Raw genomic sequence first — 23128 nt, forward strand, 5'->3', positions numbered from 1 at the left:
CCATCGACGATGGCGGCCGGGCCGGGCTCACTCGCCGAAGCGCGTGGCGTCCATGGCCATCAGCGGCTCGGCGCCGCTTTCCATGCTGGCGGCATGGGCCAGGGTGCGCGGCAGGATGCGCGCGTAGTAGAAGCGCGCGGTTTCCAGCTTGGCCTGCCTGAAGGCCTGCGGGTGGGTGGATTCCTGCGCCGCGGCCACTGCGCGCGCCCACCAGTAGGCCAGGGCGACGTAGCCGCTGTAGAACAGATAGTCCCAGCTGGCCGCGCCCAGTTCTTCCGGGTTGGCCGCCGCGCGCTGCAGGACGGCGCTGGTCAGCTGGCCCCATTCGCGCGCCCTGGCGCCGAGCACCGGCAGGAATTCGGCGACGGCGGCGTTGCCGGCATTGGCGGCGATGAACGCCTCGATCTCGGCCAGGAACAGCTTCAGCCCCGCACCCTGCGACATGGCGGTCTTGCGGCCGATCAGGTCCAGCGCCTGGATGCCGGTGGTGCCTTCGTACAGGGTGGTGATGCGGGCGTCGCGGGCCAGCTGCTCCATGCCGTGCTCGGCGATATAGCCGTGGCCGCCGAAGCACTGCTGCGCGTTGTAGGTGGACTCGATGCTCCATTCGGTCAGGCACGCCTTGACGATGGGCGTGAGGAAGCTGACCAGGGTCTCGGCATCGGCGCGCACCTGCGCGTCACCGGCGCTCTGCGCGGCGTCGAGCTGGGTGTAGGCGTGCGCGGCGAGCAGCCGGCCGCCTTCGGTCAGCGCCTTGATCGACAGCAGCATGCGGCGTACGTCGGGCTGGGCGATGATCGGATCGGCCGGCTTGTCGGCCAGCTGCGGCCCCTTGGGCGCGCGCGACTGCAGGCGCTCGCGGGCATAGGCCAGGGCGCCCTGGTAGGCGCGCTCGGACTGCGCCAGGCCCTGGATGCCGACGCCGAGGCGGGCGGAGTTCATCATCACGAACATCGCCTGCAGGCCCTTGTGCGGCTGGCCGACGAGGTAGCCCTGGGCGCCGTCGAAGTTCATCACGCAGGTGGACGAGCCGTGGATGCCCATCTTGTGTTCCAGCGCGCCGCAGCGCAGGGCATTGCGCTCGCCCATCGTGCCGTCGCGGCCGACCTTGTACTTGGGGGTGACGAACAGCGAGATGCCCTTCGGCCCGGGCGGGGCGTCGGGCAGCTTGGCCAGCACCAGGTGGACGATGTTCTCGCTCAGGTCGTGCTCGCCGGCGGTGATGAAGATCTTGGTGCCGGTGATGGCGTAGCTGCCATCGGCGTTGGGCTCGGCGCGGGTCTTGAGCAGGCCCAGGTCGGTGCCGGCATGCGGCTCGGTCAGGCACATGGTGCCGGTCCAGGTGCCGGCCACCAGCGGCTTGAGGAAGGCTTCCTTCTGCCAGTCCTCGCCATAGTGCCGGAGCGCTTCGACCGCGCCGTGCGACAGCATCGGGAACAGGCTCCAGGCCAGGTTGGCCGAGGACACCATCTCGCTCAGCGCCATGCCCAGCGTCTCCGGCATGCCCTGGCCGCCGAACTCCGGCGCGGCGGTCAGGCCGGTCCAGCCGCCTTCGACGAACTGCGCATAGGCCTCGCGGAAGCCCGGGGTGGTGGTGACCTCGCCGGTCGCCTTGTCCAGCGTGCAGCCATGCTGGTCGCCTGCCGCGTTCAGCGGTGCCAGCACGCTGGCGCTGAAGCGGCCGGCTTCCTCGAGCACGGCGTCGATGACGTCTGCGCTGGCGTCGGCGTGGCCCATCGCGGCAAACAGCGACTCGGCCTTGAGCACGTCGTGCAGGGCGAAACGGAGGTCGGTAACGGGTGCCTTGTAGTTGCTCATCGGTGCGATCTCTGCTGGAACGGAAGGGGGAGGCGGGTCAGCGCAGCACGCCAGGCAGGCCCGGCGCCTGGTTCAGGGTGTTGCGCGCCTTCACCTCGAAGCTGCGCTGCTTCTTTTCTTCGGGCGTGGCCTTGACCGTGCCTTCCAGTTCGTAGAACAGCGAGCGGCCGCCGGCCAGGGCGTCGGCCACGACGATGCGGGCCGGCGAGGCCGGCTGCAGGCGGACCTTGATCACGTCGGCCGATTCGGGGCCGATGGACAGCCCCGGGGCGGCGTTCAGGGTGCCGGCGGCTTCGTCGCCGACCTTGATCCGCAGGGACACGTCGTCAAAGCGCATCGGCATCGAGCTGTAGTTGCGCAGGCGCAGCTCCACGTCCCAGCTGCCGTCGTTGGCGACGGTGAGCTGCTGGATGCCGGCGGCGGGTTCGGAAACCCGCTTCACCATGCCGCCGCCGCATGCGGCGAGGGTGAGGCTGAGAACTGCGGTCAGGACGTACTGTGGGCGAAAACGCATACTGCTCGGTCCTCGGGATCCGGAGGGGTTGGCCAAAGGATACTACGCCGTATGGCGGGCATGGCCGGGGGGCGATGGTGCGGCCGATGGCGGAACTTCCGCGCAGGCTCATCTAGGCATGTGAGGGGACCGACAGCGTCGCCGCATTCGCATATACCGGAGAGGGGTTGATCAATGCGTTCATTCAAGTTGTTGCCGCTGGCAAGCGCGATCCGTGGCGGCCTGGCCGCCACCGCGCTGTGCGTGGCCATGCCGGCGCTGGCCGCACCGCCGCAGTTCGATATCAACGGTGGCCGCATCGAGGAGGTGCTGCCTGAATTCGCACGCCAGGCGGGCCTGCAGATCATCGCGCCGGCCGCCATGGGCGACGAGGGGCGGATCGAGGTCGGGCAGCTGAAGGGGCAGATGGATCCGCGGCAGGCATTGAACCGCCTGCTCAGCGGCACCGGGCTGGCGGTCGCCTCGGACGACGGCCGTACCATCACCCTGCGTGCCGCCACGCCGATGCTCGCCTCGCTGGGCGGGCTGGGCGGGCTGGCCGTGGCGCAGGCCGCCGAGCCGGAGCCGGCGGCCGCGGCGCCGCAGGAGACGCCGGCCAGCGGGCCGGTCAACACGCTGGACCAGATCACCGTGGTCGGCAGCCAGATCAAGGGCAGCAAGTCGGCGGCGATCCTGCCGGTGGCGACCCTGCAGGCCGAGCAGATCGAGGCCACCGGCGCGGTTTCCGGCGACGACCTGTACCGCTCCATCCCGCAGATGGGCAATGTGTCCTTCAGCGGCACCAATGGCGGCAACAGCTCCAACTACGCGCGCGGCGACATCGCCTCGGTCAACCTGCGCGGGCTGGGCGTGGGCAACACGCTGCTGCTGATCAACGGCCGCCGCACCGTGGTGCACCCGACCAGCCAGGCCGACGGCAACCTGGTGCCGGTGCTGACCTACAACGCCAATACCGTGCCGGTGGCCAACCTGCGCCGGGTCGAGGTGCTGCTCGATGGCGCCGCCGCGATCTACGGCACCGACGCGGTGGCCGGCGTGGTCAACAACGTGCTGCGCGACGACATGGATGGCGGCACCCTGAGCGTGCAGAAGGGCGTGGGCGAGGGCACCCACCTGAGCGACGTGTCGGTCAACGGCATGTGGGGCAGGAACTCACAGGACCTGCGCTCCAACGTCACCATCGCCTTCAACTACTACAACACCACCGGCCTGAACTCGCTGGACCAGGACTGGACCCGCAGCGGCAACCGCATCGACGACTTCGCCGGTACCCCGTACGCAGGCCTGGCCGGGGTGGACAACCGCAATACCAACAGCCCGTGGGGCAACTTCACCGCCAACGGCGCGCGCGTGTCGCAGAACGGCAAGTGGCTGACCACCGCCGCCGGCGCGTTCCACGTCAAGCCGACCAGCAACGGCAACTGCGGCGCGACCCTCGGCGACGGCCTGTGCATGCAGTCCGGCAGCAAGGCCACCTCGGGTGCCGACGCCAACCTGCGCGACAACCACCAGTCGCTGTACCCGGTGTCGATCGCGCCGGACGTGCGCCGCATCAACGTGTTCGCCACCGGCAAGCACGATTTCGAGAACGGCATCTCGCTGTTCAGCGAGGCCGGCCTGTACGACTCGCGCGCCTACAGCCTGCAGAACGGCGTGAACACCATTTCCTCGCTGCCGATGACGGTGGCCGCCAGCAATTACTGGAATCCGTTCGGCGCGATGTACCTGCCCGACGGCACGCTCAACCCGAACCGGCTGCAGGGCCTGAACATCGGCGCCGATGGCCTGCCGGTGACCATCACCAGCTATCGCTTCGAGCGCCCGACCCGGATCGAGGTCAAGAACACCCAGGTGCGCGCACTGGCCGGCCTGCGCGGCTACCACTTCGGTTTCGACTGGGAAAGCGCGGCGCTGTACTCCAAGGCCAAGGTCGAGGATACCCAGGACGCGGTGAGCATGACCCTGTTCCAGCAGGCGCTGGCCGATTCGACGTCGGCGGCCTACAACCCGTTCTGCGGCGGCTGCAACGACTGGAGCAAGCTGGACCGGTTCTTCTACAAGGCCAGGCGCCAGAGCGAGACCGAGTTGTACCTGTGGGACGTCAAGGCATCGCGTCCGGACCTGTTCCGCACCTGGGCCGGCGACGTCGGCATGGCGACCGGCCTGGAAGTGCGTCATGAGACCCAGCGCGACGACCGCGATGCCCACGTCGACGGTTCGCTGACCTTCACCGATGCGATCACCGGCATCCAGTACCCGAGCGACATGTACGGCGTCAGCCCGACCCCGGATACCTATGGTTCGCGTACCGTCGCCGGCGTGTTCGCCGAGTTCTCGGTGCCGCTGGTCTCGCCGGGGATGGACATCCCGCTGGTGCGTTCGCTGGACCTGCAGGTGGCCGGCCGCGCCGAGCGCTACAACGACTTCGGCAGCGTGGCCAAGCCGAAGCTGGCGCTGGGCTGGCAGATCATCGACGGCCTGACCGTGCGCTCGTCCTGGGCCAAGGGCTTCCGCGCGCCGAACCTGGAGCAGGTCAACGCGACCATGGTCAGCCGCTCCAACAGCCGCACCGACTGGGTCCAGTGCCTGGCCGACGTGCGCAGCGGCGCGCAGGCTTCGATGGCGGCCTGCAAGGGCTACACCGCCTCGACCACCGCGCGCCGTTCGGGCAACCCGGACCTGAAGCCGGAAACCTCGACCAACACCAGCGCCGGCATCGTGTTCCAGCCGCAGTTCATCCCCGAGAACTTCGGCCGCTTCACCTTCGCGGTGGATTACTACAAGTACGCGCAGGAAGGCATCATCGGCCTGTTCGGCGAGGGCAACGCGCTGATCCTGGACTACGTGCTGCGCCAGCAGGGCAGCAGCAACGCCGACGTGGTGCGCGCCGACCCCACCGCCGACGACATCGCGCGCTACGCCGGTACCGGCCTGGAGGCCGCGGGCAAGGTGCTCTACGTCAGGGACCAGTACGTCAACCTCGAGCCGCAGACCGTGCGCGGCGTGGACTACAGCTTCAGCTGGGCCTCGCCGGAAACCCGCGCCGGGCGTTTCGACGTGTCGCTCAACGGCACCCGCCTGATCGAGTTCTACCGCCAACGCTCGCCGGCACTGCAGGCACTGGAAGACGCCAAGGGCAGCGGCCTGGTCGATCCGTCGATCCGGGTCACCGGCGGCGGCAACCTGATCGGCAACGGCGGCAACCCGCAGTGGAAGTGGTCCGGCACGCTCACCTGGCGCTACCAGCAGGTGTCGGTCGGCGCCAGCGCGCGCTACAGCAGCTCGTTCGTCGAGAACGGACTGGTGCTGGCCGACGGCACGCCGTGGACGGTGAAGTCGCAGACCCTGGCCAACGCCTTCGTCAAGTACGACTTCAGGGGCGATGGCTGGGTGGACGGACTGTCGCTGAAGGTGGGCGCCAACAACCTGGCCAACAAGCGGCCGCCGGTGTCCAGCGACGCGTTCGGCTATTCCTCGGCCGTGTACCAGGCCTATCCGCGGTACTGGTACGTCAATGTGACCAAGGCGTTCTGATGACCCCGGGCGTTGTCCGTGAAAACGCCCGGCAGGTGCCGGGCACCGCGGGGGTGCCGCGATGAGCGCGGCACTGGCGGCGGAGCGCTCGTTGTGGCTCGCCGAGCACGTGCTGCCGTGCGAGCCGGCCCTGCGCGACTGGCTGCAGCGGCGCTTGCCGGTGCGCCAGGACGTGGACGACGTGATCCAGGAGACCTACGCCATCCTGGCGGCGATGGCGGACGTGTCGCACGTGCGCCAGCCGCGCGCCTACGTGTATTCGGTGGCGCAGTCGGTGGTGCTGCAGCAGCTGCGGCGCGCGCAGGTGGTGTCGATCGAGGCCGTGGCCGAGATCGAGCGGGTGGCCATCGGCGGCGAGGAGGCGTGTCCGGAACGCACCGCGTCCTCGCGGCAGGAGCTGGCACGGATCGGCGCATTGATCGACAGCCTGCCGGACAAATGCCGGCAGGCTTTCGTCCTGCGCCGGGTCGAGGGCTACTCGCAGCGCGAGATCGCCCAGCGGATGCAGATCAGCGAGAACACCGTGGAGAAACACATCTGCAAGGGAATCCGGGTATTGATGGATTCGATGAAGCGCGACGGGAAAGGCGCGGAAGAGGGCAGGGAACGGCTCGGAGCAGGAGGAACACGCCATGCGCGCACACGATGAACGCAGCATCGACGATATCGCCGCGGCCTGGGTCGCGCGCGAGGACCGGGCGCCGCTGTCCGCCGGCGATGCGATGGCGCGCGATGCCTGGCTGCAGGCCGATGTGCGCCACTTCGGTGCCTATGCGCGGGCCCACGCCGTGCTGGCGCGCACCGCGCGTGCGCGTGCGTTGTCCAATGGCACGGCCGCGATCGCCGCCGATCCTGCGCCGCCGCGCTTCCGGCGTGCGCGGCGGGTGCTGCGCTGGGCGGCCGGCATGGCGGCGGTACTGAGCCTGCTGGCGATCGGCGTGCACCGCCAGCACGACGACGCCGAGTACTACGCCACGCGCCGGGGCGAGATCCTGCGGGTGCCGCTGGAGGATGGCTCGGCGATCACCCTGGATTCGGACTCGCAGGTGCGCGTGCACTACACCGGTGAGCGGCGCAGCATCACCCTGCTGCAGGGCGAAGCGCTGTTCGACGTGGCCAAGAATCCCGGCCGCCCGTTCGTGGTGCGTGCGCAGGAGACCGACGTCACCGCGGTGGGCACCAGTTTCGCGGTCAGCCTCAACGAGCGCCGCAGCGGCGGTGTCGAGGTGCTGGTGCGCGAGGGCGTGGTGGACGTGGCCGATACCCAGGGCGCGGTGGCACCGGCGCGGCTGCTGGCCAACTACCGCGCGCTGGCCAACCGCAGCCACGGCATCCGCATCGAGGCCGTGCCCGCCGAGGACCTGGAACAGCAGCTGGCCTGGCGCGAGGGCATGTTGTCCTTCAACGGCGACACGCTGTCGGTGGCGGCCGCGCAGTTCCTGCGCTACAGCGATACCCGCATCGTCATCGACGACCCGGTGGTCGGCAGCCGCCGCATCGTCGGCCTGTACTCGGCCAGCGACCCGCTGGGCTTCGCCCGCAGCGTCGCCCTGAGCCTGGGGCTGGTGGTCGAGCAGCAGGGCAAGGTCGTGCGCCTGCGCACCCCGGAGAGCGCGCCGCACGCGGCGCATTCCATGCAATGACTCTGGATTGAACCCATGAACATGAACCCCCGCCGCACCCGCGCGCTCGCCTTGCTCACCGCGCTTCTGCTGTCCACCGGGCAGGCCAGCGTGGCCGCCACTTCCGCCGACAGCGCACTGCTGATCCGCGGTGCCATGGTGTTCGACGGCACCGGTCGCCCGGCGTATCCGGGCAGCGTGCTGGTACGGGACGGCCGCATCGCGGCCATCGCCGCTGCCGGGCAGGCGCTGGCAGCGCCCAAGGGCGCGCGCGTGGTCGACGCCCGCGGCCAGGCGCTGCTGCCGGGGCTGTTCGACCTGCACACGCACTGGACGCCCAATGCGCGCCCGGCCGAGCTGCCGCAGATCGCCAACCTGTACATGGCAGCCGGCGTCACCACCGTCAGCGATTTCCACGAGCCGCCGGAAGCGTATGCGCCGCGCCGCGCGTGGCTGGCCGACATCGCCGCGCCGGACGTGAAGTTCGCCGCGCGCATGAGCACGCCGCTCGGCCACGGTGCCGACTGGGGTGACGAGAACACCACCCGCTGGGTGAATTCGCCGGAGGCCGCGCGCGCAGGCGTGCGTGCCGTGGCCGCCTACAGGCCGGACTTCATCAAGGCCTTCACCGACGGCTGGCGCTATTCCAACGCCGCCGACAACAGCAGCATGGACGAGGAGACCCTGGCCGCGCTGGTGGACGAGGCGCACAGGCACGGGCTGAAGGTGTTCTCGCACACGGTGATGGTCAAGCGTGGCAAGGTCGCCGCGCGCGCCGGCGTGGACGTGATCGCGCACAGCGTGCAGGACATGCCGGTGGACGGCGAACTGGTGCAGCTGATGCGCGAGCATGGCACCGCCTATGCGCCGTCGCTGGCGGTGTACCTGCCCGCGCGCGTGGATGGCAGCGGCGCCGCGGGCACCCGCCCGGAGGTGCTGCGGCAACGCGAGCGCAACTTCGCCGATGCCCTGCGCAACGTGAAGACCCTGCACGATGCCGGCGTCCCGGTGGTGGTCGGGACCGACGCCGGCATGACCGGCACGCCGCACGGCGCATCGACCCTGCGCGAGCTGGAGCTGCTGGTCGAGGCGGGGCTGACCCCGGCCGAAGCGCTGGTCGCCGGCACCGCCAACAGCGCCCGCGCGCTGGGCGTGGACGACCGCGGCACCATCGAGGTCGGCAAGCGTGCCGACCTGCTGCTGGTGAAGGGACGGCCATGGGAGCGCATCGCCGACATCCGCAACACGCAGCGGGTCTACGTCGCCGGCCGCCAGGTGCACGGCCAGGGCACGGTACTGCCGGCCGGCAACCGCGCGCTGTCGCTGCCGGCTGAGCCACTGGCGCCGCTGGTCGATGATTTCGAGCGCGCCGACGGGCGCACCGCGCTGGATACGCTGCGCATCGACGAAGCCGATGGCGGCAACGACCGCACCGTGCAGGTCAGCGAAACCGTCGCCCGCGAGACCGGCGGCAAGGCGCTCTCGGTCCAGGCCCGGCTGTCCACCAAGCCCACGGCGTATGCCGCGGCGATCCTGCCGCTTAGCCGCGGCTCGGTCGCCCCGGTGGACCTGCGCGCGTACCGCGGCATCCGCTTCGACGTACGCGGCGGCACGTCTGTGCTGCGGCTGGAGGCCAGGGCGCTGGGCGACCGCCGGTTCATCGCCCCGGTCGATGCCGCGCCGCAATGGCGCACCGTTGAAATCCCGTTCTCCGCGCTGCAGGGCCAACCGCCCTACCGCGGCAAGGGGCCGGTAGCCGAATGGAAGGGCGACGACGTGCAGCAACTGGTGTTCTCCGCCGGCGGCGAGGCCGGCGGCAAGGTGTGGTTCGAGATCGACAACGTGGGCTTCTACTGAGGGTGCGGACGATGGGCGCGAGGCGGGCGTGGTTCCGTATCCGGCTGGGTGCCGGGTTGTTGGCCTGCGGCACCGGGGCGGCCTGGGCCGCCGGGCCGGACGTGCTGCAGGTGCTGGACGCCTATGCGCCGCGCCAGTCGCAGGTGGCGCAGGCATTGTGGCGGCAACCCGAATTGGGCTATCTGGAGGAGCGCTCCTCGCGCCTGTTGCAGCAGGAACTGCGCGAAGCGGGTTTCCGCATCGAAACCGGAGTGGCTGGCATGCCGACCGCGTTTGTCGCGTCCTCCGGCACGCGTGGCAGCGGCCCGGTGATCGCGCTGCTGGCCGAGATGGACGCGCTGCCGGGCATGGCGCAGGCGGCCGAGCCGGTGCGCCTGCCGATCGATGGGCAGGATGCCGGCCAGGCCTGCGGCCACAACCTGTTCGGCGCCGCGTCGGTCGGTGCCGCGCGTGCCGTCGCGCAGTGGCTCCAGGCCACCGGCACGCCGGGTGAGGTGCGCCTGTACGGCACGCCGGCCGAGGAGGGTGGTTCGGGCAAGGTCTACCTGGCCCGGGCCGGGCTGTTCGACGACGTGGACGTGGTGCTGCATTGGCACCCGGCCGCGGAGAACTCGGCGGCGCAGGGCACCAGCCTGGCCAACATCAGCGGCAAGTTCCGTTTCCACGGCCTCGCCGCGCACGCGGCCATCGCGCCGGAGCGTGGCCGTTCCGCGCTCGATGCGGTGGAGGCGTTCAACCACATGGCCAACCTGATGCGCGAACACGTGCCCGACGGGACCCGCATCCACTACGTGATCAGCAATGGCGGCAGCGCGCCGAACGTGGTGCCGGATTTCGCCGAGGCCTACTACTACGTGCGCCATGTCGATCCGGCGGTGGTGCGCGAGGTGTTCGCGCGCCTGCGCAGGGCAGCCGACGGCGCGGCGCTGGGCACCGGCACCACGGTCGAGTTCGAGCAGACCGGCGGGGTGTTCTCGCTGCTGCCCAACGACACCCTGGGGCAGGTGATGCAGGCGGCGCTGGAGCAGGTCGGCGGCGTGCGCTACGACGCGAAGGAGCAGGCCTTCGCGCAGACGCTGCAGCAGAGCCTGGAGCGGCGCCCGCCACTGGACGTGGCGATGCAGCTGCAGCCGTACCGCGCGGACGTGGCCGGCAGCGCGTCGACCGATGTCGGCGACGTCAGCTGGAACGTGCCGACCGCCGGCCTGGGCACCGCCACCTGGGTGCCGGGCACGCCGGCGCACAGTTGGCAGGCGGTGGCCGCATCGGGTGCCTCGGTGGGCGCCAAGGGCGCGCTGAACGCGGCCAAGGCGCTGGCCTTGGCCGCGGTGCGCTTGTTCCAGTCGCCGGATATCGTCGGCAAGGCCAGGGACGAGTTCGGCCAGCGGCGCGGCGCGAACTTCCGCTACGTGCCGCTGCTGCAGCGCGACGCGCCGCCGTTGGATTACCGGCGCAAGCCTTCGGCGCGATGAACGCGACCGCTCAGTCGACCGGTGCCATCATCTTCAGCGGCGCCAGGTCGTAGCCCATGTCGGTGGCCTGGCGCCTGAGCCGCTCGAGCAGGGCGTCGTCCATCGACGGCGTGCGCGACAGGATCCACAGGTATCTGCGCCCCGGCTCGCCGACCATCGCCCACTGGTAGTCCGGATCCAGCGCGATCACCCAGTAATCGGCCCACGCCCACGGCAGCCAGGACAGCCAGTCCGGTGCGAAGCGGACCTGCAGGCGCCCCGGGTGGCCGCTGACCGGGCGTGCGACGCCCTCGGCTTCGATCATGTCGCCGTCGCTGGTGCGGCAGCGGTTGAGCACGCTGATGCGGCCATCGGCGCGCAGCCGGTAGCTGGCGGTGATGTCGGCCACGCATTTCTTCTGGAACGACACCGGCAGGTGGGCGATCTCGTGCCACTGGCCGGCATAGCGGTCCAGCTCGAAACGCCCGACCGATTCGACCGGCGATGCCGCCTGTGCGGCGGAGGCGAGCAGCAACGACAGGGGCAACGACAGGAGCAGGCGATGGTGCATGGTCCGTGACCTCCTTGGTTGGGATGCAGGCTATGCAAAGCCGCGGGCGGGGAAGTAAAGGTTTTGTTGATGCGGGGCACGGCGCCTGCGCGTCAATCGGCGGCTGCCGCGATCGGCACGCGGCCGCGGGCTGATTGCAGGCGCTGAAAAAAAATTTGCGTGGAACGCTTGCCGAAACTGGAAGACCTCCGTATCATGCGCGTCCTCGCCGGCGGGAACGTCGCGAAGACAAAGTGGCCGGGTAGCTCAGTTGGTAGAGCAGGGGATTGAAAATCCCCGTGTCGGGGGTTCGATTCCCTCCCCGGCCACCACGAATACAAAAGGCCTGCAGTAATGCAGGCCTTTTTTTCTGTACGCATGGCCGCCGGTTGTGCGAAGGTGCCGGCATGCGGCGCCGGAACCTTCGCCTGCAGGCGCTGGCCCGGTCAGTCGTTCATCCCGGTGCGGGAGGGCAACGACGGCTATGGACCTGCGCAAGCTGATACTGGCACTGGCCCTGCTGGGTGCTTTCATTCCGTTCGCCAAGACGCTGCATGCCAGCTACCAGGTGCAACGGCAGCAACTGCTGGACAGCACCCTGGAAAGCAACCTGGCGTACGCCACCAAGCTGGCCAAGAGCACTGACGATTTCGTGCAGTCGGCGCAGTTGCAGCTGGACTACACCGCCCAGCTCCTGGTCGATGAGATGGACGACCCGGCCCGGCTCGATACGGAAGCCGCCCGCCTGCGGCTGACCAGCAAGAGCTTCAATTCCATCGTCATCTTCGACGATGCCGGCAAGGTGCTGGCGACCTCGCCGGAAACGCTGCAGTTGCAGGGCAAGGTACTCGCCAGCGCCGCGGTCAGGGAGTCGATCCGCTCGCGCCAGCCGCTGATCAGCCGGCCCTACCTGTCGGCGGCGGGTAATTTCATCGTGCTCATGGTCAGCCCGATCCGCGACCCGCGCGGCGGGTTCCTCGGCGCGATCGGCGGTGCCATCCACCTGCAGAAGGAGAACATCCTTGACCGGCTGCTTGGCCAGCACTTCTACCACGACGGCTCCTACCTGTACGTGGTCGACAGCGAGGGGCGGATCATCTACCACCCCGACCTGAGCCGCATCGGAAAGGTGGTGGCCGGCAACCAGGCGGTCGACGACGTGACCCGTGGCGGCAGCGGCACGGCCTCCATCGTCAACAGCAAGGGCAAGGTCATGCTGGCCGGGTATGCCCCGGTCGCCGCCACCGGCTGGGGCGTGATCGCGCAGCGTCCGCGCGATGTCACCCTGGCGCCGCTGACCTCGTTGATGCGCACCGTGTTCGTCAAGACGCTGCCGCTGGCCCTGGTCACCGTGCTGCTGCTGTGGTGGTGCGCGCGCATCATCGCCCACCCGCTGCGCATGCTGGCCTACGGTGCGCGCAACATGGACCAGCCCGGCACTTCGCAGCGCATCCGTTCGGTGCGCTCCTGGTACTTCGAATCGCGCGAACTGAAAAAGGCGATGCTGCTGGGCATCGGCCTGTTCCAGAAGAGCATCAGCAAGCTGCGCGAGGACGTGAACACCGATCCGCTCACCGGACTGGGCAACCGCCGCCATCTGCAGGCGCGGGTGCAGGAACTGCAGGAGCGGGCCACGCCGTTCGCGGTGGTGTCGCTGGACATCGACCATTTCAAGCGGGTCAACGACACCTGGGGCCACGACGTCGGCGACCTGGTGCTCAAGCAGCTGGCCATGCACATGCAGGACATCTCGCGGGTGGACGACGCGCCCTGCCGGGTGGGCGGCGAGGAGTTCGTGCTGCTGTTGCCCGGCGCTTCGGTGGCCAGCGCCGCGCAGGTCGCCGAACGCCTGCGCCTGCAGATCGAGCGCGCCAACATGGCACCGGTCGACCGGGTGACGGTTTCGCTGGGCGTGTCCGCCTGGCCGGAAAGCAGCCAGGATATCGCCACCGTGTTCAAGACCGCCGATGAGATGCTCTACGTGGCCAAGCGCGGCGGACGCAACCGGGTGGAGATCTACACGCCGCCGGCCTGAACGGCTCGGCATGCGCGCATCCGGCGTGGGGCCGGGCAAGAAAAAACCCCGGGGGATACCCGGGGTTTTCCGTTTGGTGGGCCAGGGTCTCCGAAATAATACCGGTAAACCACTGTAATGCAAGGGATTGTAGAATTCTTGCTTTGGCTGTTACCGCCATAGTTACCGCCAACATCAGGCGGCTAGGCTATGTCCAGCATCGCGCGCGGTGACCGCTGCGCACATCCATGCCGCCACTTCAGTGGACACCCAGGCAGCGATGTTGCCGCCGGGGAATTGTACTGGCTTCGGGAATTTGCCCGCTGCCGCCCAAGCATAGAGCGTGGACTTGCTCACGCCGACGGTCGCGATGACCTCGGGCAAGCGCATGAAGTGATACGGCAGCGTCGTCTGTGGTTGAGTCGTCATGGGTTCCTTGAAATGAGAAAGGCCCGCTGCACAGGTGCGCAGCGAGCCTTGCTGGGAGGGGCTATCGCGGGAGGTGCCCGGTCTAGGGGGTATGGGGGGCGATAGAGCGTTCTATGATCGGAGTGGCAGCGCGCAATAGCGCAGCAGAATTTGGTCCGGTCTCTTGCCTATGAGGCGGCCAAGTCTGGTTCGGTACGTCAGGTGTCCAGATGCGCCAGTTGCGATGGGACAGAGGGTGTCCCAATTGGGACAGAAAGAGGCGATGGCGGTGGACTGAAGTGAGCGAGAAGCTCCACAGAATCCAGCTGATTTGCAGCCTGAACCTCTTCATTGGCTAACATCTCTAGCGCCCTTGCGCGTACCGCAGGTGATGACGCATCCACTATTTTCATGATCTGCCTTGCTACTCTTTCCGCATCCCGATTCAGCTGCTCTTCGTGGGATGCGGGCAGGTTCGTATGCCAATCGCTCTTTGCCTCCCTGACATATCGCCACCTAGGCCAATCAGTGCCAGGGTCTATTGCGAATGAGGTGAAATTGGTGGGCGTCACGTCGGGAAGATAGGACAGCATGCTGCTTACTGTGTTCTTGCTGATGCTGAACTTTGCCGCGATTGAGCGCAGTGATTCCCCTGGGGGCAGGCCGGTTGTCCCGCGCTTGGTGATGCTTGCGAGGTATTGCCATGCGGCGTCCCGGCATTGCTCGGGATGCAACGCGAGCGATCTGCCTGTGCAGTTCACCAGCTTTGACACGATCACTGCGGTGTTCCAGTCAAGGCGCAGTACTTTCGCGGGGATCGTCTCTCTTCCCGCCTGCGCGTATGCCCTTAGCCGGTGATGGCCATCTATTAGAGAAAGGCCCTGTGGAGCTGCCGTATCTAATTCTGCAAGCCACACTGGATCAAGCTGGTTTCGCTCTGTTGCTTCCAGTACCAAGCGAAGCGAGGCGATGTGCTGCTCCCTACTTTCTTCGGCGCGCCCCTTGTCTCTTATGGGGATGAGGCGGGTGACTCTGGGTTGCAACGCGTCCCTTGTCTGTATGGCCTTCAGTGGGATCGACTGAGTGGATGCGGATTGGAACTGCTGTAATACATCGTGAAATGACATGGCTACCTCCTTGTGTCGCACGGGAGGCACGCGGACGCCGACGGGGCTCCGTCCTTATAGATAGCTCTGGGCTAGCTTGCAGCCGCGCGCAAGGAGAGGCGTGCGTTCTCTCGCTCTATATGCGTACCAAATCACTTTATCTTTTGAATCAATGACTTGGTTTCATGTCATTCGCGCTGGACAAGCAAGCTAGTCTGGATAAGCAGGCTAGTGAGGAGGGGTAGAGGGGGGCGGTAACAGGGAGGCCGGGGGCACTCCAAGTGCATCGGCAAGGCGATAGATGTTCAGCAGGGCGATGTTGCGCTGCCCGCGCTCGACGCCGCCCAGGTAGCTGCGAGCAAGGCCACTCTCCAAGGCTAGGCGCTCTTGGGATAGCCCCTTGGCTCTCCTGACTTCGGCAAGTCGGAGTCCAAACAGGATACGGGGATCGGTGGGCATCGCTTCCTTCTTCATGAGAGAACGATGCCGGTGCACCCTCTATCGGGCCACGCCCTATGAGGTCACGCTCTATGGGTGACAATTTGTAGTGCGAGCCCTATGATTCGTGGGCGCTGGTTTGCTAAGCGCTCTTCGATCTGACACAAGGGGGATCACGATGAAGTTGAAGTCCTGCGGTATCGCCGCGGCCGCACTTGTTCTCAGCGCATGTGCTACGCATGCGGATTGGCTTGTTACCAAGGCAAGTCGTGCAGACGGCGTGGTCGCGCTCTCTTATGAGCGTAACGAGTTCCAGCGCCTCGACATGAGCGAGCAGCAGGCAATCCAGCTTGCCGAGCAGAAGTGCAAGAACTGGGGCTACAGAGGGGCGGAACCATTCGGATCGCAAAGCACAGAGTGCCTGTCACGCCGGGGCTTCGGAAACTGCGGATCAAGGCGCGTCACAGTCGAGTTCCAGTGCACCGGCTCACCTGGTCAGCAGTAGTCACCGAAATGATACAGATGCCGTTGATGCAGGAGGCTCAATGCTTGAGTTCATAGGGACAGTCGCGATCTGCGCAGCCGGTCTTTGGCTTGTACGTTACCTTTGGAACTTCTGGCGGTTTCGTCAAAGTATCAATGCCGTGGAAGCGCTAGCCTCAGCGGTGAAGGCGAAAGCGGATTTCGTTGCTACTAGTGCCGGACATGATGCCGCAGAGAAGACCTACTTCATTGCAATCTGCCTGAAAAGCCTCGCGGACTCTCTCAGTTATGGCAAAGTCGCAAGCCCACCAATTGCGGGGACGCAGCTTGACGTGCTGGAAGCCATGATCGGATCGCCTGACGATGTGGCGTTCTACATGGATAAGCCCGTGGACTCCATCACGGAGATAAGGCTGGGGCTCGTGCGGGCCCGCGATTCGTTCATTTTGTTGCACCGAGTAGCCTGAAGTGGGCCAATTGTCTGAATTTGCACGAGAGGTATGGATGCAGATTCTGGTTCACCTGAGCATCAGTGCCAGGTTGCGCCTGGCCATTCCGTTGGTTCTGATCAAACGTCTGCTCTTAGCCAGTTGCGTACACTCAGAAAGAAAGTGGTTGTCTACGGCCTTCCGGGTTATCCAGTTCACAATAACTCGTGCTCGCAAAGAGGTCGCAACCGTTCAGGCGAGCGCGCGAGGTCTTGCGGGACATCAGAAACTTGGTCTGCGACCAATTGGTGGAATCGACGGCATCGCGCTGTGCAGATCTCTTACCAACTCTTGTAAGTTCGCATTGAAGTTCGGCCCATGGGAAAGGTCGGCATAAAAACGGCCTCTAAGGTTCGTAGGCATATGAGCGGCATCTCTTGAATCGCGGATCACCGGAATGAACCGTATCGAAAGCGGGTCGTGCGCGAGCTCAGCCGCGGTCACCAGATGCTCGTAGCCGACACCTCCCACCCGTCCATCGGCTCGGTTCATGTAATTCTCAGTGCAAACGACGATCACACGCTCGCAAGATGCGGCCTGCTCCATAAAATGAGGCAAATTTTGGCCAAATCTCAGATGCGTTTTGTCGGATATGGCATCAATGCCGTTTGCTCGCAGTGTGTTTACCAAGTCTCTCACCCACTCAATGTGCTCTTGGGAGTCCCAGGAATACGACACGAATACTCTTGGCGGCGGTGTCGGGTCATTCTCAAGATGTCCATATCGCTGAAGCACGTCATAGAGATCCACATCCTTTAAGGCCCAATGGGTCCTCGTGTGTTCCCAGTTTCGCTCCGAAATATCGAGTGAACCAAACATTTCCCTCAACGCTAAAGCGGTAATCGGCCCCACACCAGCGTCGAAAGACCATTTAATTCGTACTCCGCCGTATCTGACCTGGATATCATCAACCCTGCCGACCCTGGCGGCGATACCGACATCACGGCCTCGATCCTCATATGCAAATAGGGTGGGAATATCCTTGAGATGCTGGATCGTTGGTTCATCTAGGGACCCGAATCGCTCAACAAGGGGCTGGGCGGTGTACTCAAGATACCGGGGTAGCCCAAGGACAAATTCATCCTGATCCCACGTACCTTCCTGGTAGGCCATTAGCAAGTTGTACATGCGCGTTCCTGGCTATTAATATTTAGGCAGTATGCATCAAACGGACATTAAGCTCGATTCTTAGCGAGAACAAGGAAGCTGCTTTAATCTCGCGCTGAGGTCGACGATCGCTCTAAGCCCGCGCCTAGACCTTAGTTCAGAGCCTGCTTGTGCGCTATTCTCTGCTTGAAGGGGACGACCTTACTAGTGGCGTCAGCTTTCAGTGTGTCGAGGTAGTCCGCCCAAGACTGCATCATCGTTCGGCGCTCCTCTAGGTACTGAGCTTGGTTGTAGACCCCGCGTACTCCGGGCATCTTGTGGGTCAGTGCTGATTCGATTGCATCGGGGTTCCAGCCGCCCATTTCATTGAGTAGCGTGCTTGCCATGTGTCGGAAGCCATGAATGGTGCTCTGGTCCTTCTCGATGCCACAGCGTCGTGCGGCTACCAGAATGGCATTGCTCGACATGTGCTTGCGCGGATCGCGTCCGCCAGGGAACACGAACTCGCCGCGTCCGGTCAGGGGATGCAGATCGCGCAGGATTTCCACTGCTTGTGAGGAAAGCGCGGCGATGTGGGTGCGCTTAGTCTTGGTTACGAAGTAGCGCCATTGGCCTGCGTCCAAATCCAACTCGGTCCACCTCATGCGGACAAGTTCGCCGGGGCGGGCGAAGAGCAATGGGGCCAGGCGCAGCGCGCTCCGAACAATTGGCCTGCTGGTGCTGCTGTCGATCTTCCTTAGTAGGGCGGTCGCCGCTGCTGGAGTCGTCGCGGCGGCGAATGGCATGGGGCGCCATGGCGTCAGCGCGCCCTTTAGGGCTCCGGTCGGATCGCCGTCGGCTCGTCCAGTCCTCACGGCATAGCGGAAGACCGCGCCGCAGGTCTGTAGGGCGCGGTGGGCGGTCTCGATGGCTCCCCGCTGCTCGATCCGCTCCAGATGCCTCAATAGCTCTGGCGCAGTGATGGCCCCGACTGGGCGGCTGCCGATCCACGGGAAGATGTCGCTCTCCAAGCGGCGGATGACCTTGTCCGCGTACTGGGTGCTCCATTCCTTCTGCTGCTTGGCGAACCATTCGCGGGCGACGACCTCGAAGCTGTTGGCAGCTGCGGCCTCGCCAGCGGCCTTGACGGCCTTCCGCTGTTCACCGGGATCGATCTTGGCCGCCAGTTGGCCGCGCGCTTCTGCGAGCTTCTCGCGAGCATCTGCAAGGCTCACTTCCGGGTAGGTGCCGAATGAGAGCGTGTTGCGCTTGCTAGTGATGGGGCGGCGATAGTCATAACGCCACCAGCGTGCGCCATCTGGTTGCAGGAGTAGGTATAGGCCATTGCCATCGCGCAGCTTCTGCGGCTTGTCGGCAGGCTTCGCCTTGCGGATGGCGGTATCGGTGAGAGGCATCGGGCAGCTCCTTGACGGTAACAGGCTAAGGGAGTGCCCCGGCTACCGCCAAACCTACCGCCTCTTACCGCCGGATTTGGCGGGTCTGGGCTGGACTGCGCTGGATACGAAAAAGGCTAGAAATCCCTTAAAATCAGGTCTTTCCAGCCTTGGTCGCACCGTCTAGGACGGAAATTTGGTGGAGCCAGGGAGGATCGAACTCCCGACCTCGTCATTGCGAACGACGCGCTCTCCCAGCTGAGCTATGGCCCCGTACTTCTCTGGTGAATGCAGTGCGCTGGGTGGGGGCGGGACCCCGTCAGCCGTGTGACTGCATCACATCGCCAGCGAATTCTAACGCGATGCCGGCGCCGTCGCCAAGAGGGGCTGCAGCAGCGTCTGCAACTGCTCGCGGCGCCAGCCGCCGAGCGCGGCCGGCCAGTCGCCGCCCTCCAGCAGCGCTTCCAGGTGCCGGCGCGAGGCCAGCAGGCCGTCGGGCAGGCCGAGGTCGGCGCTACGCCGGGCCACCGCGTCCTGCAGGCGCTTGAGCGCGGCCTTGTTGCCATCGGTGGCGGCCAGCGCCTGCGGTGCCTGGTCCTCGTCGGCCAGCGGCGTCTGCAGCGCCTGCCATACGGCCTGGGCCAGCTTGCGCGGCGCCTTCGGGAAACGTTCGAACAGCCGCAGCAGCGCCTCGTAGTCGGCCGGCGGCGTGCGTGCCAGCAGCGTGGCCAGTTCGTTGTCCAGGATCCAGCTGCGCGGCCGGTCGCTGTGCCGGGCCTGCTGGTCGCGCCAGCGCAACAGGCGCAGCAGGCGGCGCTGCGCGTCCGGTTCGAGGAACTGCGCCGCGCGCATCGACAGGTGCGGCCAGCGCTCGCCCTCATCGTTCTCGACCGACGCCAGCAGCCGCTGCGCGTCGTCCTGCAGCCAGTCGCGGCGGCCGAGCTCGCGCAGGCGCGCGTCGATCGCGTCGTGCAGCGCGAACAGGTACTCCACGTCGTCGGCGGCATACTCGAGCTGCGCGTCGGACAGCGGCCGGCGCATCCAGTCCGAACGGGTCTCGCCCTTGGGCAGGACCACGCCGGTGACCTGCGCGACCAGCTTCTGGTAGCCCATGCCGCCGCCGATGCCGGCCAGCGCGGCGCCGATCTGGGTGTCGAACAGCGGCCGTGGCAGGACGCCGCAGGCGCACTTGAACGCGACCAGGTCCTCGCTGGCGCTGTGCATGATCTTGAGGATCGAGGCATCCTCCAGCCATGGGCGCAGGGCATCGGCCATGCCCGGTACCAGCGGGTCGACCAGCAGGATCTCGTCGCCCACCGCCATCTGCACCAGCGCCAGTTGCGGCCAGTAGGTGCGTTCGCGGATGAATTCGGTATCCAGGCCGATGCGGTCGGGACGCTGGCGGTAGCGTTCTTCCAGTTCCGCCGGGTGTTTGATCCAGTGAGCCACGTCTATTCCATCAACTGCAGGGTTTGCCCAGGCAGGCGAGAATAGCCTAACGTCGCAGCGCACCCGAGCGCGCAGAGCCTGTATGGGAGGAAGTTTGCGTACAACCGGCCCGTTGGCCTGTCTGGCCCTGTCCGTCGCGCTGGCGAGCGCCGCCTGCAGGCAGGAGCCGCCTGCGGCCAGCGCGCCGCAGCCGGTCGTGGCCGAGCCGGTGGCGCCGGTCGCGGCGCAGGAGCTGCAGGTGGTCGCCGCACCGGACCCGGCCGCGGTGCCGCTGCCGGCCTGGTCGCCGCCGCCGGTCGAGCTGCAGCCGGAGCAGGTACGCGACGCGTTGAAGCGGGCGGGCGTGGCGCTGGCCGAAGACCGCCTGTACCAGGCGGCGGACGACGCGATCCCGCTGTACCTGGCGGTGCTGGCGCTGCAGCCGCAGCAGCGCGAGGCCAGGCGCGGGCTGGAGAAGGCCCACGCGCGCCTGCTCGCTTCGGTGCGCGCGCTGCTGCAACAACCGGAAGAACAGCGCAAGGCGCTGGCCCAAGCGGCCACCCAGGCCGCGGTACTCGTGTACCTGGCGCCGGAGGGCAGGGCGGAGCTGGAGCTGCAGCAGCGCGTACAGGCGGCGCGGCGCCTGCTGGCGCTGAACCGCTCGGGCGAGGAGGCGCTGCGCAGCGGCAGCCCGGCCCTGGCCGCCGGCGCATTCGCCCAGGTGCTGGAGCTGGAACCGGGCAACAGCCGCGCCCGGCAGGGCCTGGCCGCGGTCGAGAGCGACCTGATCCGGCAGGCGGAGGACGCCGCGGCGCATGCCGATTTCAACGCGGCGCTGGAGTGGCTGCAGCGCGCCTCGCGCATCCGCGAGGACGCGCCGACGGTAGCCGATGCGCGGGTGCGGATCGAGGCGATGCGCATGGCCCAACTCGCCGCCCTGCGCGACGGCGGCCTGCGCGATCTCACCTCGCCCAAGGGGCTCAAGGCGGCGCGCGAGAAGCTGGAGCAGGCGCTGCGCATCGCCGCGCCCGGCGACGCGGCGGTGGCGGTGCTGCGGCAGCGCATCGACCTGGTCGCCCATTACGGCAGCTTCCGTCCGGGCCAGGTGTTCAGCGACGCGCTGCAGGACGGTGGGCGCGGCCCGCAGATGATCGTGGTGCCGCATGGCGGCTTCCAGATGGGCGCCGGCTACGGGGAGCCGGGCGCCAGCGACGCCGAGCGCCCGCAGCACTACGTGCGCTTCGACCGTGGTTTCGCGATCTCCATCACCGAAGTGACGGTGGCCGAGTTCGGCCGCTTCGTGGCGGCGACCAATGCGCGGCCGCGCGCGACCCGGCGCGGGCATTCGATCGTCTATGACGAGCGCAGCGGCAATTTCGTGCGCCGCAACGGCGCCGACTGGCAGGCCGGCTACAACGGCGCCAAGGCGCCGCCGGACAACCCGGTCATGCATGTCAGCGTGCGCGACGCCGAAGCCTATGCGGCCTGGCTGTCGGCGCAGACCGGCCGCCATTACCGGCTGCCGAGCGAGGCGGAGTTCGAGTATGCGCTGCGCGCCGGCACCACCGGCCGCTATCCCTGGGGCGACGCCGGGGTGCCGCCGGAAGGCAGCGGCAATTTCACCGGCAGCCTCGATGTCTCGCCCAGCGGCCGCCACTGGAAGAACGCGTTCCTCGGCTACGGCGACGGCTACTGGGGCGCGGCACCGGCGGCCAGCTTCCGCGCCAACGCCTGGGGCCTGCACGACATGGCCGGCAACCTCAGCGAGTGGGTGGCCGACTGCTGGCATGCCAGCTACCGGCGCGCGCCGCCCGATGGCGCGGCCTGGTACAACCCGGGGTGCCGGCAGCGCGTGGTCCGCGGCGGCAACTGGGCCAACGCGCCGGAGCAGACCCGTGCCGCCTGGCGGCTGTCGCAGGACTCGGACGTGACCAGTGCGCGCATCGGCTTCCGGCTGGTGCGCGGCATCTGAGGCGGCGCGCTACCATCGTCCCGTCCAACCGTTCCCGGCGGAGTCCACCATGCGACAAGATCCTCTCGGCAACCCGCCTGGCAACCGGCGCCGCGGCATCGGCGGCGGCCTGCGCTGGCTGATCCTGATCGGCTTCGCGGTCTACGGTGGCTGCTATTACTTCGGCAACCGCGCCGTGGACCCGTATACCGGCGAGAAGGTGCTGATCGACAAGACGCTCGATGCCGAGGGCGAGAAGGCGCTGGGGCTGCAGGCCTACCAGCAGATCATGGCGCAGGAGCGGCCGGTCGATCCCGATGCCCAGGTGGCGCGGCAGATCCGCGCGATCGCCCAGCGCCTGATCGCCAAGGTCGACGTGGTGGAGACCGCCCTGGCCACCGAGCACGGCCAGCCGCCCAACCATTTCTCGCGCACCTTCGACTGGGAGGTGAACGTGCTGCAGTCCGACCAGGCCAACGCGTTCTGCCTGCCGGGCGGAAAGATGGCCGTCTACACCGGGCTGGTGCCGGTGGCGCGCAATGCCGACGCGATGGCGGTGGTGATGGGGCATGAGATCGCCCACGCGCTGCTGCGCCATGGCGCGCAGCGCATGGCCCAGCAGAAGCTGACCGAGATCGGGCAGATGGCCGGTGCCGCCGGTGGCATGGACGCGCAGCAGCAACAGATGCTGATGTCGGCCTTCGGCTACGGCTACCTGCTGCCGTATGCGCGCAGCCACGAAACCCAGGCCGACGAAGTCGGATTGATGCTGGCCGCCGCGGCCTGCTTCAACCCCGAGGAAGCGGTGCCGCTGTGGGAGCGCATGGGGGCGGCCAGCGGCGGCCAGGCGCCGCCGGAGTTCGCCTCGACCCATCCCAATCCCGGCACCCGTATCCAGAACCTGCAGGCATTGATGCCCAAGGCGATGGAGTACCGGCAGCGGTTCTGTGAGACCGCGCAGGCACGCTGAGCGGCGGTACCGGCCG

The 23128-nt window shown here is 67.1% G+C and carries 19 protein-coding genes and 2 tRNA genes; 11 read left to right on the plus strand and 10 right to left on the minus strand.

The window, feature by feature from the left end:
- Positions 1-27: 27 nt before the first annotated feature.
- Together QQA12_RS06965 and QQA12_RS06970 are read right to left on the minus strand one after the other, a co-directional pair.
- Positions 28-1818 (minus strand): acyl-CoA dehydrogenase C-terminal domain-containing protein, encoded by a 1791-nt coding sequence (locus QQA12_RS06965; RefSeq protein ID WP_226050296.1) that lies wholly within the window; start codon positions 1816-1818, stop codon positions 28-30.
- A 37-nt stretch (positions 1819-1855) separates the two neighbouring features.
- The gene (locus tag QQA12_RS06970; RefSeq protein ID WP_054664949.1) at positions 1856-2332 is read right to left on the minus strand and encodes an LEA type 2 family protein; all 477 of its coding nucleotides are present in this window, start codon (positions 2330-2332) and stop codon (positions 1856-1858) included.
- A gap of 174 nt (positions 2333-2506) precedes the next feature.
- Here QQA12_RS06970 and QQA12_RS06975 point away from each other — a divergent pair, with 174 nt between their 5' ends.
- The 5 genes from QQA12_RS06975 to QQA12_RS06995 all read left to right on the plus strand — a co-directional run bounded on the left by QQA12_RS06975 (position 2507) and on the right by QQA12_RS06995 (position 10817).
- On the plus strand, positions 2507-5866 hold the full coding sequence (locus QQA12_RS06975; RefSeq protein ID WP_226050297.1) for a TonB-dependent receptor: 3360 nt from the start codon (positions 2507-2509) through the stop codon (positions 5864-5866).
- 61 nt (positions 5867-5927) lie between these two features.
- Positions 5928-6515 carry an RNA polymerase sigma factor gene (locus QQA12_RS06980; protein WP_226050298.1) on the plus strand — a complete coding sequence of 196 codons (588 nt, stop codon included), beginning with the start codon at positions 5928-5930 and terminating at the stop codon, positions 6513-6515.
- Complete coding sequence (locus QQA12_RS06985; RefSeq protein WP_226050299.1) at positions 6499-7509, plus strand: FecR domain-containing protein; 1011 nt, start codon at positions 6499-6501, stop codon at positions 7507-7509. Before QQA12_RS06980 ends, QQA12_RS06985 begins: the two co-directional genes overlap by 17 nt.
- A gap of 15 nt (positions 7510-7524) precedes the next feature.
- The gene (locus tag QQA12_RS06990; RefSeq protein WP_226050300.1) at positions 7525-9345 is read left to right on the plus strand and encodes an amidohydrolase family protein; all 1821 of its coding nucleotides are present in this window, start codon (positions 7525-7527) and stop codon (positions 9343-9345) included.
- Positions 9346-9356: 11 nt separating this feature from the next.
- Positions 9357-10817 carry an amidohydrolase gene (locus tag QQA12_RS06995; protein ID WP_226050301.1) on the plus strand — a complete coding sequence of 487 codons (1461 nt, stop codon included), beginning with the start codon at positions 9357-9359 and terminating at the stop codon, positions 10815-10817.
- Between the two features lie 10 nt (positions 10818-10827).
- On the opposite strand, the gene QQA12_RS07000 is transcribed toward QQA12_RS06995, so the two are convergent.
- A complete protein-coding gene (locus tag QQA12_RS07000) occupies positions 10828-11367 on the minus strand; it encodes a lipocalin family protein (protein WP_226050302.1) in 540 nt (179 codons plus the stop codon).
- Positions 11368-11602: 235 nt separating this feature from the next.
- Between QQA12_RS07000 and QQA12_RS07005 the strand changes: the two genes are divergently transcribed.
- A tRNA-Phe gene (locus QQA12_RS07005) sits at positions 11603-11678 on the plus strand.
- Between the two features lie 152 nt (positions 11679-11830).
- Positions 11831-13381, plus strand: a complete 1551-nt coding sequence (locus tag QQA12_RS07010) for a sensor domain-containing diguanylate cyclase (protein WP_226050303.1) — start codon at positions 11831-11833, stop codon at positions 13379-13381.
- A gap of 174 nt (positions 13382-13555) precedes the next feature.
- Here QQA12_RS07010 and QQA12_RS07015 read toward each other — a convergent pair whose 3' ends face one another.
- The 3 genes from QQA12_RS07015 to QQA12_RS07025 form a co-directional block, all read right to left on the minus strand.
- On the minus strand, positions 13556-13789 hold the full coding sequence (locus QQA12_RS07015; RefSeq protein ID WP_226050304.1) for an AlpA family phage regulatory protein: 234 nt from the start codon (positions 13787-13789) through the stop codon (positions 13556-13558).
- A 197-nt stretch (positions 13790-13986) separates the two neighbouring features.
- Entirely contained in the window at positions 13987-14895 is a 909-nt protein-coding gene (locus tag QQA12_RS07020) for a ParB/RepB/Spo0J family partition protein (RefSeq protein WP_226050305.1), read from the minus strand.
- Positions 14896-15102: 207 nt separating this feature from the next.
- Complete coding sequence (locus QQA12_RS07025; RefSeq protein ID WP_325167377.1) at positions 15103-15348, minus strand: helix-turn-helix transcriptional regulator; 246 nt, start codon at positions 15346-15348, stop codon at positions 15103-15105.
- A gap of 142 nt (positions 15349-15490) precedes the next feature.
- Between QQA12_RS07025 and yecR the strand changes: the two genes are divergently transcribed.
- Both yecR and QQA12_RS07035 read left to right on the plus strand, forming a co-directional pair.
- The gene (gene yecR, locus QQA12_RS07030; RefSeq protein ID WP_226050306.1) at positions 15491-15817 is read left to right on the plus strand and encodes a YecR family lipoprotein; all 327 of its coding nucleotides are present in this window, start codon (positions 15491-15493) and stop codon (positions 15815-15817) included.
- Between the two features lie 40 nt (positions 15818-15857).
- Complete coding sequence (locus tag QQA12_RS07035; protein ID WP_226050307.1) at positions 15858-16262, plus strand: hypothetical protein; 405 nt, start codon at positions 15858-15860, stop codon at positions 16260-16262.
- A gap of 243 nt (positions 16263-16505) precedes the next feature.
- Here the strand turns inward: QQA12_RS07035 and QQA12_RS07040 are convergent, their stop codons facing one another.
- The 4 genes from QQA12_RS07040 to rnd all read right to left on the minus strand — a co-directional run bounded on the left by QQA12_RS07040 (position 16506) and on the right by rnd (position 20212).
- The gene (locus QQA12_RS07040; protein ID WP_226050308.1) at positions 16506-17411 is read right to left on the minus strand and encodes a toll/interleukin-1 receptor domain-containing protein; all 906 of its coding nucleotides are present in this window, start codon (positions 17409-17411) and stop codon (positions 16506-16508) included.
- A gap of 131 nt (positions 17412-17542) precedes the next feature.
- Positions 17543-18784 (minus strand): integrase arm-type DNA-binding domain-containing protein, encoded by a 1242-nt coding sequence (locus QQA12_RS07045; RefSeq protein WP_226050309.1) that lies wholly within the window; start codon positions 18782-18784, stop codon positions 17543-17545.
- A gap of 176 nt (positions 18785-18960) precedes the next feature.
- Positions 18961-19036: transfer RNA gene (locus QQA12_RS07050), tRNA-Ala, on the minus strand.
- Between the two features lie 81 nt (positions 19037-19117).
- Complete coding sequence (gene rnd / locus QQA12_RS07055) at positions 19118-20212, minus strand: ribonuclease D (RefSeq protein WP_226050310.1); 1095 nt, start codon at positions 20210-20212, stop codon at positions 19118-19120.
- A gap of 94 nt (positions 20213-20306) precedes the next feature.
- Here rnd and QQA12_RS07060 point away from each other — a divergent pair, with 94 nt between their 5' ends.
- Both QQA12_RS07060 and QQA12_RS07065 read left to right on the plus strand, forming a co-directional pair.
- Positions 20307-22163 carry a formylglycine-generating enzyme family protein gene (locus QQA12_RS07060; protein ID WP_226050311.1) on the plus strand — a complete coding sequence of 619 codons (1857 nt, stop codon included), beginning with the start codon at positions 20307-20309 and terminating at the stop codon, positions 22161-22163.
- Between the two features lie 49 nt (positions 22164-22212).
- Complete coding sequence (locus tag QQA12_RS07065; protein WP_054664975.1) at positions 22213-23112, plus strand: M48 family metallopeptidase; 900 nt, start codon at positions 22213-22215, stop codon at positions 23110-23112.
- Positions 23113-23128 lie beyond the last annotated feature (16 nt).

This window comes from Stenotrophomonas sp. 17(2023) (assembly GCF_030345315.1).
GTDB classification, from domain to species: Bacteria; Pseudomonadota; Gammaproteobacteria; order Xanthomonadales; family Xanthomonadaceae; genus Stenotrophomonas; species Stenotrophomonas acidaminiphila.